Source organism: Ruegeria sp. BA2 (assembly GCF_056539605.1).
The window spans coordinates 751,702-766,317 of the sequence record NZ_JBQFVE010000001.1 but is presented as its reverse complement, the minus strand read 5'-3'; the positions used below and the strand labels follow the sequence as shown (position 1 = coordinate 766,317).

General features: G+C 58.9%; 12 protein-coding genes. 10 read left to right on the top strand and 2 right to left on the bottom strand.

Translation table 11 applies throughout. The features are described from left to right. The 8 genes from gltS to glmM all read left to right on the top strand — a co-directional run bounded on the left by gltS (nt 1) and on the right by glmM (nt 11,730). A complete protein-coding gene (gltS, locus tag ACR0NN_RS03775; protein WP_170690934.1) occupies nt 1–1,209 on the top strand; it encodes a sodium/glutamate symporter in 1,209 nt (402 codons plus the stop codon). A 9-nt stretch (nt 1,210–1,218) separates the two neighbouring features. Continuing rightward, a complete protein-coding gene (gene glyS, locus ACR0NN_RS03770) occupies nt 1,219–3,465 on the top strand; it encodes a glycine--tRNA ligase subunit beta (protein WP_170719835.1) in 2,247 nt (748 codons plus the stop codon). A gap of 36 nt (nt 3,466–3,501) precedes the next feature. Next, complete coding sequence (locus ACR0NN_RS03765) at nt 3,502–6,063, top strand: pyruvate, phosphate dikinase (RefSeq protein ID WP_170719833.1); 2,562 nt, start codon at nt 3,502–3,504, stop codon at nt 6,061–6,063. Nucleotides 6,064–6,249: 186 nt separating this feature from the next. Continuing rightward, complete coding sequence (locus ACR0NN_RS03760; protein WP_170719831.1) at nt 6,250–6,888, top strand: cell wall hydrolase; 639 nt, start codon at nt 6,250–6,252, stop codon at nt 6,886–6,888. Between the two features lie 73 nt (nt 6,889–6,961). After that, nucleotides 6,962–8,335, top strand: a complete 1,374-nt coding sequence (locus tag ACR0NN_RS03755) for a multicopper oxidase family protein (RefSeq protein ID WP_170719828.1) — start codon at nt 6,962–6,964, stop codon at nt 8,333–8,335. 102 nt (nt 8,336–8,437) lie between these two features. Continuing rightward, nucleotides 8,438–9,358 carry a dihydroneopterin aldolase gene (locus ACR0NN_RS03750; protein WP_170719826.1) on the top strand — a complete coding sequence of 307 codons (921 nt, stop codon included), beginning with the start codon at nt 8,438–8,440 and terminating at the stop codon, nt 9,356–9,358. Beyond that, nucleotides 9,355–10,353 (top strand): dihydropteroate synthase, encoded by a 999-nt coding sequence (gene folP / locus ACR0NN_RS03745; protein ID WP_480683913.1) that lies wholly within the window; start codon nt 9,355–9,357, stop codon nt 10,351–10,353. Before ACR0NN_RS03750 ends, folP begins: the two co-directional genes overlap by 4 nt. A 33-nt stretch (nt 10,354–10,386) precedes the next feature. Continuing rightward, on the top strand, nt 10,387–11,730 hold the full coding sequence (glmM, locus tag ACR0NN_RS03740) for a phosphoglucosamine mutase (protein WP_170719824.1): 1,344 nt from the start codon (nt 10,387–10,389) through the stop codon (nt 11,728–11,730). Here the strand turns inward: glmM and ACR0NN_RS03735 are convergent. Next, nucleotides 11,727–12,629 (bottom strand): DMT family transporter, encoded by a 903-nt coding sequence (locus ACR0NN_RS03735; RefSeq protein WP_170719822.1) that lies wholly within the window; start codon nt 12,627–12,629, stop codon nt 11,727–11,729. The genes glmM and ACR0NN_RS03735 overlap by 4 nt on opposite strands. A 78-nt stretch (nt 12,630–12,707) precedes the next feature. Here ACR0NN_RS03735 and ACR0NN_RS03730 point away from each other — a divergent pair, with 78 nt between their 5' ends. Together ACR0NN_RS03730 and ACR0NN_RS03725 are read left to right on the top strand one after the other, a co-directional pair. Beyond that, nucleotides 12,708–13,019, top strand: a complete 312-nt coding sequence (locus ACR0NN_RS03730; RefSeq protein WP_170719819.1) for a metalloregulator ArsR/SmtB family transcription factor — start codon at nt 12,708–12,710, stop codon at nt 13,017–13,019. Further along, nucleotides 13,016–13,465: an SRPBCC domain-containing protein gene (locus ACR0NN_RS03725; protein ID WP_170719810.1), complete on the top strand. Its 450-nt coding sequence runs from the start codon at nt 13,016–13,018 to the stop codon at nt 13,463–13,465. Before ACR0NN_RS03730 ends, ACR0NN_RS03725 begins: the two co-directional genes overlap by 4 nt. A 51-nt stretch (nt 13,466–13,516) precedes the next feature. On the opposite strand, the gene ilvC is transcribed toward ACR0NN_RS03725, so the two are convergent. Further along, the gene (ilvC, locus tag ACR0NN_RS03720; protein WP_170683017.1) at nt 13,517–14,539 is read right to left on the bottom strand and encodes a ketol-acid reductoisomerase; all 1,023 of its coding nucleotides are present in this window, start codon (nt 14,537–14,539) and stop codon (nt 13,517–13,519) included. Nucleotides 14,540–14,616: the final 77 nt, after the last annotated feature.

The window sequence follows — 14,616 nt, the reverse complement described above, 5'->3', positions numbered from 1 at the left end:
ATGGGGACGGTCGTTGAGATTCCGGAGTTCCTGACCGCAACGCTGGGCTTTGCGGTTTACCTGTTGGGAGCCGAGATTAACGCCCGCGTTGCGCCCTTGCGCAGCTTCAACATCCCCGAGCCGGTGACCGGGGGCCTTCTGGCCTCGCTCGTGGTGCTGGCCTTGTATCTGGGTTTCGGCATTGAACTGTCCTTTGGCCTAACCGCGCGCGATTTCCTGTTGGTTCTTTTCTTTGCCGGGATTGGTCTGAACGCCCGCCTGTCGGATCTGATCGCAGGTGGCAAGCCGTTGCTATTGCTTCTGATTTTAACACTTCTAACCATCGTTGCGCAGAACGTGATCGGCGCTGCGGGGGCCGCCATGTTCGGTTATCCGGCGCAGGCCGGGGTGCTGTTCGGGTCTGCTGCGCTGATCGGAGGGCACGGGACCGCGATCGCCTGGGCCCCCGAAGTTGCGGACGCCACCGGGCTGAGCGGCGCAACCGAGCTGGGCGTGGCCGTTGCCACATTGGGCCTTGTGCTGGCGGCTTTGGTCGGGGGGCCGATTGCACGGCTGCTGATCGAAGGGCGCAAGCTCAGCCCCGAACGGCCAGAGGAAGAGCATACGGTGGGTCTGCCCAATGAGGCCGATCAGAAATCCGAGATTGATCATCTGACAATCATGCGGGTTCTGCTGTACCTCAATTTCGCGATCATTTCCGGCACGTTCCTGAGTGAGGCGATCAGCGCCGCAGGGCTGAAACTGCCGCTATTCGTGCCCTGCCTGATCATGGGTATCGTGATTGCCAACCTCCGCGCCATGTTCGCACCCAATGCCAAACCGGTCTCACGCACGTCTTCACTGGCGCTGATCTCGGAATTCGCGCTTGGCGCCTTTCTGGCGATGTCACTGATGAGCCTGCAGTTGTGGACCATCGCCGAGCTGGGCCTTGCGATTGCGGTGATCATGACCACCCAGACCCTGTTTGCCGTGGTGTTCGTGATCTGGGTTCTGTTCCCGCTGATGGGATCGAACTACCGCGCCGCAGTTCTGGCCGCCGGGTTCGGAGGGTTTGCTCTGGGCGCAACCCCGACCGCTATCGCAAATATGACCGCCGTAACCAAGCGATATGGCCCGTCGCCTATTGCCTTTATCGTGCTGCCCCTTGTATCCGCATTCTTTGTGGATATCGCCAATGCCATCGTCATCCAGACGATCGTGAGTTTCTAAGGACCGACAATGCCCGACCTGCTGATCGAACTGTTTTCCGAAGAGATCCCTGCACGGATGCAAGCCCGTGCCGGTGAAGACCTGAAAAAACGGATCACGGACGGTTTGGTCGAGGGCGGTCTGACTTATGCCTCTGCCGCTGCCTTGACGACGCCACGTCGTTTGACACTGGCGGTTGAAGGGCTGCTGGCAGAAAGCCCTACCATCCGGGAAGAGCGTAAAGGTCCCAAGGTCGGTGCGCCGGACAAAGCCATCGAAGGGTTCCTGCGCGGAGCTGGTTTAACCCGCGACCAGTTGGAAGAGCGCGACACGCCTAAGGGTGCAGTCTATTTCGCCACCATCGAGAAAGCCGGCCGTCCGGCGGCCGAGATCGTGGCTGAGGTGCTTGATGCGACCATCCGTAACTTCCCTTGGCCCAAGTCGATGCGCTGGGGGGCAGGGTCGATGCGTTGGGTGCGGCCTTTGCACTCGATCCTGTGTATTCTAACGGATGAGGCCGGGGCGCAGGTCGTGCCGCTTGAGATCGAAGGGATCAAAACCGGTGACAGCACCGAAGGCCATCGCTTTATGGCGCCGGGGCGATTTTCTGTCACATCGTTCGAGGATTACGAGACCAAGCTGAAACGCTCTTGCGTGATGCTGTCGCCCGAGGAACGTGCAGAGAATATCTGGAACGACGCCCAGAACTTGGCCTTTGCCGCAGGTCTGGAAGTGGTCGACGACAAGGGTCTGCTGGCCGAGGTTGCCGGTCTGGTCGAATGGCCCGTTGTGCTGATGGGGCAGATCGACGAGGAGTTTCTTGAGCTGCCGCCCGAGGTGCTGCAGACCTCGATGAAAGAACACCAGAAGTTCTTTTCTGTGAAGAACCCCAAGACGGGGCGGATCGAGCGCTTCATTACCGTCGCCAATCGCGAGACCGTCGACAATGGCGCGACCATTCTTGCGGGCAACCAAAAGGTGCTTTCGGCCCGTCTGGCGGATGCCAAGTTCTTCTGGGAGAACGACCTGCGCGTTGCCAAATCGGACATCGCCCAATGGACCCGCGCGCTAGAGAATGTGACCTTCCACAACAAGCTGGGCACGCAGGCCGAACGGATCGACCGTATCGCCGCATTGGCCCGCGAACTGGCCGCGGTTGTTGGAGCGGATGCAGATCAGGCCGAGAAAGCCGCGCGTCTGGCCAAGGCCGATCTGAGTTCCGAGATGGTCTATGAGTTTCCCGAGCTTCAAGGGCTTATGGGGCGGTACTATATCGAGGCCGCAGGCGAAGACGCCGCTGTGGCCGCCGTGGCGCAGGAGCATTACTCGCCGCTTGGCCCGTCAGATGACGTGCCGACCGCGCCTTTGTCGGTCACCGTTGCGCTGGCGGATAAGCTGGACACGCTGACGGGGTTCTGGGCGATTAAAGAGAAGCCTACCGGTTCCAAAGACCCGTTTGCGCTACGTCGTGCGGCCTTGGGGGCTATTCGGTTGATTTTGGAGAACGACCTGAGGGCACCTTGGGCTACTGGTTTCGTCGTTGGTGGACGGCGAGCCATGGCAGACATGTTGAAAGTTGCGTCAAAGTCGCTGGAGACTTCGTTGAACCTACCAACCTTGGAAGCGATGGGAATACTCTCTGAAGAAAACGTTCTTTCGGAGTTGGTTGCGACGTCTCGCGAGGCAGCAGACTTGATGGACACAGGATTTGGAAACAGCGTGCCTCCGCAAGAATGGGAAAAGGAGCGAGCGCTAGACCTCCTCTCCTTCTTCCACGACCGCCTCAAAGTCTTCCTCCGAGACGAAGGCATTCGCCACGACATCATCGACGCCTGTATCGCGATGGAGGGGAATGACGACCTCAATCTGCTGGTCAAACGTGCCCGCGCTCTGAACGCGGTGATCGCGACCGAGGATGGTGAGAACCTCGTGCAGGGTTTCAAGCGGGCCAACAACATCCTGTCTCAGGCGGAAGAGAAGGATGGGGTCGAATACTCCTATGGCGCGGATGTGAAATTTGCCGAGACCGACAGCGAAAAGGCGCTATTTGGGGCGCTGGACGCGGCGGAGGGCAAGATAGATGCCGCGCTTGGGGCAGAGGATTTTCCGGCGGCCATGGCGGCGATGGCAGCCTTGCGCGCACCAGTGGATGCGTTTTTTGAGGATGTGCAGGTCAACACCGACAATGACATTCTGCGCCGCAATCGTCTGAACCTGCTGAGCCAGATCCGCAAGGTCTGCTCCAGCGTGGCCGATCTGTCTTTGATCGAGGGATAACGCCCTTGCGCCAAGGGCGCAGGGGCTTATGCTGCGGTGAAACCAAAAGGTGCCGCAGTGCAGAATAATCCGCATACCACGCTTATCACTTCAAAAGCGCCCGTTGCCGCCAATACCCATGGCGGGCGGGCGAAATGCCTGCAACGCTTGGTCCGGCTGGACATGCCGGTGCCGCGCACGGTGGCACTGTCTTTTGACGCAGTGCAGCATATAGCCAAGGGTGACGTCCCAGATATCGCGGCCATTCTGGAACAGTTTGATCCGGAAGCGCTGTTATGCGTGCGGCCCAGCTCGGAAGATCCCGATTGGGGTGGGCCGGGGGCCGTGTTGAACATCGGCATGAACGACGCGCGCTATTTGGATCGATCAGCGGATATGGGTGCAGAAGCGGCAGCGGCGCTGTATCTGCGGTTCGTACAGAGCTATGCTCTGCACGTGGCCCGCTTGGACCCAGATGTGTTCGACGATATCGGAGAGGATGGCCGCGAAGGGCTGAGCCTGTCCCTGCGTGCCTATGAAGATGAAACCGACGAGGCGTTCCCTCAGGATCGGGGCGAGCAGTTGATCGGTGTGCTTCGGTCGATGGCGCGGGCATGGGACGGAACCTCGGCCCGGTTGTTGCGGCAGGCCAAGGGTGCGCCAGCGGATGCGGGACTTGGGCTTGTGATCCAAGAGATGATTCCGGGTGTCGGGCAGGGCGAATGCGGCTCAGGCGTGTTGCAACTGATTGATCCGGCGACGGGTTTGCCGCAGATCACGGGGCGGTATTTGAGCCAGAGTCAGGGGCGCGACGCGCTGGGAGAAGGCGTTGCCGCGCTGTATCTGGAAAAGGATGAACGCGGTCCGTCGCTGGAGGATGTAGCGCCCGAAGCGTTCGCCGATCTCAAAGCCCACGCTGCGCAGATGCGTGAGAAGCTGCGCGAAGAGATGCAGGTTGAGTTCGTGGTGCAGAACGGGCAGGTGCATATTCTGGACGGCGTGCGGGTTCCGCGCGGGTCGCGGGCTGGAATGCGGATCGCTGTGCGGCTGGCTGAAGATGGGATTATCCCATCGCAAGAGGCCGTGATGCGGATCGATCCGCATTCATTGAATGAATTGCTGCACCGTCAGGTCCATCCCGAAGCCGAGCGTGACGTGCTGACCACAGCTATTGCCGCCAGCCCCGGCGCCGCGACCGGGCGCATAGTGTTTACGGCTGCCGAGGCTCAGGCAAGCGCCGCCCGTGGTGAGCCGTGCATTCTAGTGCGCCGCGAAACCTCACCCGAGGATGTACGCGGGATGCATGCCTCGGTGGCGGTGCTGACCGAAAAGGGTGGGATCACCAGCCATGCGGCGGTGATTGGCCGTGGGTTGGGGCTGCCTTGTATCGTTGGTGCGTCAGAGATGCGGTTTCAGACCAAGAAAAAGCTGCTGAACGCACCAGATGGGCGTGTATTTAAGACCGGTGATATTCTGACCATCGACGGCACGTCGGGGCAGGTTCTGGCCGGAGAGCCCGCAATGCTCGAAGCCGCGTTGGACGATTGTTTTCAGACGCTTATGGGTTGGGCAGATGCCGAGCGCGATATCGCGATCCGCGCCAATGCCGATACGCCCGCTGATGCGCAAACCGCGCGGAATTTCAAAGCCGAAGGCATTGGCCTGTGCCGGACGGAGCACATGTTCTTTGATCCCGGTCGCCTGACCGTAATGCGTGAGATGATTTTTGCGCAAACGCCTTCGGGCCGCGCCGCCGTGTTGGAACGCCTGCTGCCAATGCAGCGGCAGGACTTTGTGCAGCTGTTTCGCATCATGGAGGGGCAGCCCGTCTGCATCCGCCTGTTCGATCCACCTTTGCACGAGTTCCTGCCCACAACACGCACCGGACAGCGAGAACTGGCTGAGGCGCTGGACCTGCCGGTATCGGATGTCGAGCGTCGGGTCGAGGCGATGAGCGAATATAATCCGATGTTGGGACTGCGTGGTGTGCGTCTGGGTGTGACCGTTCCCGAAATCTACGACATGCAGGCGCGCGCGATTTTCGAAGCTACGATAGAGGCCAGCAAGGAAGGCGCACCGGTGGTCCCCGAAGTAATGATCCCATTGGTTTCTGCCAAACGCGAGGTTGAACTGGTCAAAACACGGATTGATACCGTCGCGGCCGAAGTGGCCTCGGAACAGGGGCAGGAATTTGACTATCGCCTAGGCGTGATGGTCGAAACGCCTAGAGCCTGTTTGCGCGCGAATGAGATTGCACCGCATTCCGCGTTCCTAAGCTTTGGGACGAATGACCTGACCCAGATGACCTATGGATTGTCGCGCGATGATGCAGGGCGGTTCATGTCGGCATATGTCCGCCAAGGCGTGTTTGGCGAAGATCCGTTTCACGTTCTGGATGCAGACGGCGTGGGTGAATTGCTGAAGTTGGGGGCCGAGCGAGGGCGCGAAGCCCAGCCAGATGTTACACTTTCTGTTTGCGGCGAACATGGCGGCAACCCCGAATCAATTGCCATCTGCCGGTCGCTTGGATTCGATTATGTGTCCTGTTCTCCGTTCCGGGTACCGGTCGCTCGGCTGTCTGCCGCTCAACTGGCGATTTCGTCCAAACTTGGGGGTTGACTTGACCCCAAAGCCCTAAGAATAGTGGGTTAGGGATGGGCTTGCGGTAGGAACAATTCTGCCGAACAGGCAAAAATCCACTTGCAATTTTTTCAGAACTAGACGTCTCGCTTCGTCTGGGATATTAGCCTCGTCGCGCCCGCCGGGGGAGGGTATGGCGCGTTTGTGCCTGTACGAGGTTATCTGATGAGACGCTACATAGTGGCTGTTGCCGTGGGGGCTGCAGCCTTGCTGCCGAATTTGTCCTTTGCTGAAAAGCAGGACGAACCTAGACCTGTTGAGTTGGTTGCACGTAACGAGTTGCCAGCACAGAATTTCCGCGACTATCTGAAGCTGTTCAAGCCACGGAAGGCGCCGGAAAAGGTCGAAATCTCTTATACCAAAGGCTGGCTGGACCAGCAGCCAAAGGCGACCGGCGACGAGCATTTTCGCTGTCTTGCCGAAGCGCTGTATTTCGAAGCCCGTGGTGAAAGCGTGCGCGGCCAGTTTGCCGTGGCTGAAGTGATCCTGAATCGGGTCGAAAGCAGCCGCTTTCCAGATTCGCTGTGTGGCGTGATCAAGCAAGGCACCGGCAAGCGATATCAGTGTCAGTTCACCTATACTTGCGATGGCCATAAAGAAGTGATCAACGAAAAGCGCGCATATGAGCGTGTTTCGAAAGTTGCCCGTGCTGCAATTGACGGTGTGGCTGACGAGATGACTGCAGGTGCCACGCATTATCACACCAAGGCAGTTCGCCCGAACTGGTCCCGCGTTTACAAGGAAACGGCGCGGATTGGTGTGCACATCTTTTATAAACACAACTATCGCACGGCGAGTAACTGATTGACGCACCAGCGCTGGAAGGGTGCTGGCAGCGATCAATTTACCAACTATGTTGCGAGCCAGGAGGCTCGCAATGACCATTTCTCGCCGACAATTTCTGCAATCGACCCTGGCCTTATCCGTGCTGCCGCGTTTGGCACTGGCATCTGAGACCGAATTGGTCGCACAGCTTGCTAGCCAACAGATCGCACCCGATGGGTATCCGGAAACTCCGATCTGGAGCTATGGCGGCAGTGTCCCTGGGGTGGAGATTCGTGTTCCGCAAGGGGCTCGGGTGCGCCGCAAGCTGGTCAATGCTCTGCCGCAGCCTACTACTGTTCACTGGCATGGTATCCGGATCGACAATGCGATGGATGGGGTGCCCGGGCTGACTCAGGATGTGGTGCCGCCGAATGGCAGCTTTGAATATGACTTTGCGGTGCCGGACGCGGGAACCTATTGGTATCACGCGCATAACCAATCGATGGAGCAGGTGGCGCGGGGGCTGTACGGACCTTTGATCGTTGAAGAGGCCAGCGGCCCCGATGTTGATCAAGATTTGGTCCTTATGCTGGACGATTGGCGCTTGAACTCAGAGAACGCTGAGATTTCTGCTGATTTCGACAATGGCCATGATCTGAGCCATGCGGGCCGATTAGGCAATCTTGTCACCGTGAACGGACGGTTTGATCCATCGTACCCGGTTCGGACGTCCGAGCGGTTGCGGCTGCGACTGATAAACGCGGCCAATGCGCGGATATTCGACGTAGGGCTCGACGGGATCACAGGCTGGATCGTGGCGCTGGACGGAATGCCGCTTGAGGTGCCGTTGCCGGTGGAGGACAGTTTTCCGCTTGCACCAGCACAGCGGGCGGATCTGATCGTGGATGTAACGGCCACCTCTGGTCAGGTGGCAAGTATTGTCAGTGTGGAACGCGACGGCGCATTTGGTTTGGTCAAATTCGATGTTGCCGGAAGTTCGGCAAACATTCCGAGAGAGGGCGTTGACCCCTTGCCACCCAACCCGGTGCCAGTTATCACTTTGCAGGATGCACCGCTGCATCGCATGGCCATGCAGGGCGGCGCCATGCGCTGGCTTGAGAATGCGCGCTTGGGCGAGGCTGAGCTTTCGGGGCGAGAACTGGCCCAGTTGGGACGGTTCTGGGCGTTGAACGGCCACGCTGAACAGCCAGTTGAGCCGTTTTTGAATGTGCCGCTGGGATCGGTCCATCGGATCGAATTTGCCAATGAAACAGCGTTTCCGCATGCGATGCACTTGCATGGCCATCATTTCCGATTGATCCTAGCTGACGGCAGTCTCGGACCGTGGCGCGACACCGTTTTGGTTGATCGCGGGCAGACCCGTCAGATTGCGTTTGTGGCGGATAATCCTGGTGACTGGCTGTTGCATTGCCACATGCTTGGTCACGCGGCATCTGGGATGCTGAGCTGGTTCCGGGTGGCCTGACGCCGCATTCCATGGCTGGAAAGGCGTTTGTTGCGGTGTTATACGCCCGCGAAACGCCTAAAGTGGGCTGATCAGTCCACCGTGCCCGAAAAGGTCCGCCGCATGAGCTCTGAAATCCGCCTCGCCTTTGCGCACCCATCTGAACGGTCCGAGGCCACCGCAACGCGCGGTCCGCTGGATCGCATCTCGCTGCGCGATCACATTGTCGAGGTCGAGATTGGGGCGTTTCAAGCCGAACGCGGCACGACCCAGCGGATTTGTTTCAACATCGTGGTTGAGGTGCGTCCGCTGACGGACCCCATCGATGATGATGTGGATCGCATTCTGTCCTATGACCGTGTGACCGAGGCGATTGCGTTTGAGCTGGCCGCAGAACGGCTGAACTTGCTTGAGACATTGGCGGATCGTGTAGCAGAGCGTATTTTGCTTGAGCCGCAGGCCGTAAGGGCCTTTGTTCGCATTGAAAAATTGGATCGCGGCCCCGGAGCTTTGGGGGTCGAAATCGTGCGCGGCAAGGACGCGGTGCACCACGATGTGGCTGAGGAAGAGCGGCCGCATCCACGGTTGGTCTTCTTGTCAAATGCTGCGATTGCGTCGGACAATCTGTCCGGCTGGATCGATCAGCTTGAGAACCGCCAGCGGCCGTTGATCCTGTGTGTTGGTGCTTCTGATCTGGCTGTTTCCCAGACCGGTCATGCGATGACCCAACGCCGGATCGATCTGTTGGCCATCGAACAGAACGCATGGGTCTTGGCCGCGCGCGATCATCGCTGTGTGGTCGTCTCAACCCGGACCGAGCTGGATTGGGCAATGAAGAACGGCCAGATTTGTGTTTGGGCCCCGTCCAAGATTGTGCTGGATGCGGTTGATGGCCCTTCGGCGGCACCGTCGGAAGCGGTGGCGCTGGCGGCATGGTTCGCGGCTACATTTGAGGCCAGCGAAATGCTGGTCATCGGCGGAGACCTGCCCGAAGCCCCCAAAACGCCCTTGCGCGCGGTTCCCGTGGAGCAGGCGCAACTGTGACCGTCTACTACCGCCCATTGGTGCAGCACGGAGCCACACGTCCAAAAGGGGCGATGGCTCTGGCCGGGCAGGCTCTGTGGTTTATGCAGGCCGAACGGATTGTACGAGGGCAAAGCGCTCAGATTGTCGATGCCGTTGAAATTCCAGAAGAACAGTTGGATCGTCTGACCCGCGCGCGGCCAGCAATCGCCGGGCTTGATATGGCGCAACCGCATATCATGGGCATTCTGAATGCCACGCCGGACAGTTTTTCGGATGGCGGAGTGCACAACTCGGTCGAGGCCGCTCGGGCCGCTGCCGCTGACATGGTGGCGCATGGGGCAAGCATTTTGGACATTGGCGGAGAATCCACGCGCCCCGGCGCTGATTTTGTGCCCGAAGACGAAGAGATCGCCCGGACACGCCCTCTGATCGAAGCAATCCAGCGCGAGACAGACGCGCTGATCTCAATCGACACACGTAAGGCTCGCGTTGCCGAGGCGGCGCATCAGGCGGGCGCGGGGCTGATCAATGATGTGTCCGGCTTTACATTCGATTCCGAACTCGCGCCGTTTTGCGCAGAAATTGGCGCTCCGGTCTGTGTGATGCATATGCAGGGTGATCCCGTCACGATGCAGGATGATCCGCAGTACGACGAAGTTTTATTGGACGTTTATGATTTCCTCGATTCGCAGATCGCGCATCTGGAAACGCTGGGGTTGAGCCGTGACCTGATCATCGTTGATCCGGGCATCGGGTTTGGTAAGAATCTGGACCATAATCTTACGCTTTTGCGTAATCTCAGCCTGTTTCACGGATTAGGCTGCCCGGTCCTGTTGGGTGTTTCACGCAAGGGATTCATCGGACAGATCGGCAATGAGCCGCGCAAGGATGCGCGTGCGCCGGGGTCAATCGCCGTTGCTCTGGCAGGATTGTCGCAGGGCGTGCAGATTGTTCGGGTTCATGACGTGGCCGAAACGGCTCAGGCCTTGCGTCTATGGGCTGCCGTCCGGTAATCCGGGCAACAGGAATTTTCAGGAGACCGACTTATGCGCAAGCTGTTTGGAACCGACGGTGTGCGGGGCACCGCCAACACGCACCCGATGACGGCGGAAATGGCTTTGCGCATTGGGGCTGCGGTGGGGCGGTATTTCCGCCGCGATGCATCGGGTGTGCACCGGGTGGTAATCGGCAAGGATACGCGGCTGTCAGGCTATATGCTGGAAAATGCGCTGACGGCGGGATTGACCTCGACCGGTATGAACGTGCTTTTGCTGGGACCGGTTCCCACGCCAGCGGTAGGTCTGATGACCCGGTCGATGCGTGCCGATCTGGGCGTAATGATCTCGGCCAGCCACAACCCGGCGATCGACAATGGGATCAAGTTCTTTGGGCCGGACGGTTTCAAACTGTCAGATCAGGCGGAGCTTGAGATCGAGCGGCTGATCGAAGAGGGGGTAAGCCCTGCACAAGCACAAAATATTGGCCGCGCGCGCCGTGTGGATGACGCGCGGTTCCGCTATGGTGAACGGGTGAAATCCTCGTTGCCGCGCGATCTGCGACTGGACGGGCTGAAAGTGGTTATTGATTGCGCCAATGGGGCAGCACACCGCACCGCGCCCGAAGTGCTTTGGGAGCTGGGCGCGGATGTGATTCCGGTGGGTACAGCGCCGGACGGTAAGAACATCAATCTTGGCTGTGGCTCGACCCAACCGCGCGTTGCGGCTGAGACCGTGGTTTCACATGGTGCTGATGTGGGCATCTGCTTGGACGGGGATGCCGACCGCGTGGTTGTGATCGACGAAACCGGGGCTGTTGCTGATGGGGATCAGCTAATGGCTCTGTTAGCGACTGCGTGGTCGCGAGCGGATCAGTTGAAGGGCGGCGCGTTGGTGGCAACAGTGATGTCGAACCTTGGGCTGGAACGGTATCTGGCCGGTCAGGGGCTGCGGCTGGAACGCACTGCGGTGGGCGACCGATATGTGGTCGAACGTATGCGCGAAGGTGGCTTCAATCTGGGTGGGGAACAGTCTGGCCACATCGTGATGAGCGACTATGCCACAACCGGTGACGGGCTAATGGCAGGGCTGCATTTTCTGGCCGAACTGGTGCAAAGCGGTAAGAAAGCCTCGGACCTGTCGCGCCAATTCGAAACCGTGCCGCAACTGCTGAAGAATGTGCGCTTTGCTGCCGGTCAGGCTCCGCTTGAAGCTGCCAGCGTCAAAAGTGCGATATCGGATGCCGAGGCGCGTTTGAACGGACAGGGGCGTTTACTGATCCGGAAGTCCGGGACCGAGCCTTTGATCCGCGTTATGGCAGAGTGCGAGGATGATGCGCTGCTGACTCAAGTGGTTGACGGGATTGTGGCCGAGGTTGAGGCAGCAGCCAGTTAGCGCCCAATCAGTAGCTTGCGCAGACTGAACCATTGGCTGATCGCCAGTCCGGTCAGGATCATGGCCAGCGCGATGTAAAATCGCAGCGGCAGGGATTCGGACAGAATCCAGGTGCCAAAAATCATTGACCAGATCGGCACCTGGTAGTTGACCAGCGTCATGAACACCGATCCTGCACTGCGGATGATGGCAACCCGTAGCAAGGTTGCAAATGCGGTTGGGATCAGTCCCAACGTGATGATCGCCAGGCTAGGGCGGGTGCCTTGCCATGTGGGCAGGCCTTCGGTCAGCAGCATGAGGGGCAGCAGAATGACCGATCCGACGACCAGCGTCAGAGCAGAAAGCGTGACCGGATCAATTGGCGGGCAGCGACGCGTTATGACTGAAGAGCTGGCATAGCAGAACGCGGCCCCGATACAGGCCAGCTGAGCCAAAGGACCGGCCCCTTGGCCAATGTTCAGCAAACCGGGGCCAATCAGCACAAGCGCGCCGGAAAAGCCCATTAAAACACCGATGACCCGACGCGGTATAAGCGGCTCATCCGAGAAGAAATGCGCCAAGGGCAGAACCATCAGTGGCACGACCGCCATCGAGAGACCGGCAAAGGCCGACGTCACATACTGTTGCCCCCAGCTGAGCAGGATGAAGGGCAGGGCGGTCGAAAGCGCTCCGATCACGATGATTGACCACCAAAGCTGCGCGTTCATGCTTGGCAATTTGCGTCGTGTAACTCGCATCAACAGCAGTAGGGTGGCTGCGCCAAGTGTGGTACGTGCGGTCGCCACGGTGACGGGGCCATACCCTTCAAGCGCCATGGCAACGACCATGAACGTGGCACCCCAGATGAGGCCAAGTATTGCGATTCCGCTCCAGTCGCGTTGGTCAGGTTGTTGAACCATTCCATTCCCTTAGCCTGCGATTGGACCGGTGTCACGATGTGATCTTGACTTTATGTAAGTATTTGCTTACCGTAAGCTATGACTTACCAAGATACATTTTCAGCATTGGGTGACCCGACGCGTCGGCAAGTGTTTGAAGCGGTCGCAGAAAGACCACAGCCAGTTGGTGAATTGGCCGACGCATTGCCTGTCAGCCGTCCGGCGGTATCGCAACATCTGAAAGTGCTTTCCGATGCCGGTTTGGTCGAGTGCAGGGCAGAAGGCACGCGCCGGATATATGCCGCGCGGCCTGGCGGGTTAAGTGAGATGCGAAAGTGGCTGGAGCGATACTGGTCAGATGTTCTGGAAAGTTTTGCAGCCGAGGTTAACGAAGGAAGGCAGGATACATGACTGATCCCATCATCAAAACTGTGGTTGTAAATGCGACGCCAGAGCATGCATTCGACATATTCGTCAATCGGACAGCCAAATGGTGGCCGCTGGATCGGCACGCGGTATCCGCCGGAGCCGGCAAAGCAGCATTGGGCGTTGTGATTGAGCCTCGGGTTGGCGGCGCGGTCTATGAAATGATGCATGACGGCGCCCGGGCAGATTGGGGTAAGGTACTGAGCTTTGAGGCTGGCCGAGGATTTGGCATGAGCTGGCATCCGGGAACCGATCCCGAGAAACAAACCCGTGTCGATGTCACGTTTGAAGATCATGGGCAGGGACAAACCAAAGTCACGCTAACCCATTCCGGTTGGGACGTCTGGGCCGCCGAGGCGCAAGCCAAACGCGACGGTTATAGCGGTGGCTGGGACTATGTGATCGCAACGTGTTTCGCAGATGCAATCTGAAAATGAAAAGGGCGGCCACTTGGGCCGCCCTTTCGCTGACATGAGCCAGACTTAGTTCTTTTCTTTGTCGACCATTTTACCAGCCGAGATCCAGGGCATCATGGCACGCAGTTTGGCACCGGTTTCCTCGATCATGTGCTCGTCATTGGCGCGACGCGATGCTTTGATGGTCGGCTGACCAACCGCATTTTCCAGCATGAAGTCACGAACGAATTTACCCTGCTGGATGTCGTTCAGAACCTCTTTCATGCGCGCTTTGGTTTCGTCGTATTTCAGGATGCGCGGGCCGGTGACGTACTGGCCGTACTCGGCGGTGTTCGAGATCGAATAGTCCATGTTGGCGATGCCGCCCTCATAGATCAGGTCAACGATCAGCTTCACTTCGTGCAGGCATTCGAAATAGGCCATTTCGGGCGCGTAACCCGCTTCGACCAGAGTTTCAAAGCCGCAGCGGATCAGCTCAACCAGACCGCCGCACAGAACGGCCTGTTCGCCGAACAGGTCGGTTTCGCATTCTTCACGGAAGTTGGTCTCGATGATGCCTGAACGACCGCCACCGATGGCCGAGCAATAGGACAGGCCGATTTCCAGCGCTTTGCCGGTTGCGTCGTTGTCGACTGCAACGAGGCAAGGAACACCGCCTCCTTTGGTGTATTCGCCACGCACGGTGTGGCCGGGGCCTTTGGGGGCCATCATGATGACGTCGACGCCTTCTTTCGGCTCGATCAGGCCGAAATGCACGTTCAGGCCGTGGGCGAATGCGATGGCTGCGCCGGGCTTGATATTGTCATGGACGTATTTCTTGTAGGTCTCGGCCTGCAGCTCGTCGGGCATGGTGAACATGATCAGGTCACACCAGGCTGCGGCGTCGGCAATGCTCATGACTTGCAGGCCTTCAGCTTCGGCTTTCTTGGCCGAGGGCGAACCTTCGCGCAGGGCGACGACCAGGTTCTTTGCGCCCGAGTCGCGCAGGTTCAGCGCGTGGGCGTGGCCTTGGCTGCCATAGCCCAGGATGGCCACTTTTTTGTCTTTGATCAGGTTGATGTCGCAATCGCGATCGTAATAGACGCGCATTTCGCCGGTCCTTTCAGTTTCGATTGCTGTGCTTCTATCCCGAGCGATTGGTATTGGCGATAGGGTTGGGATTGAGT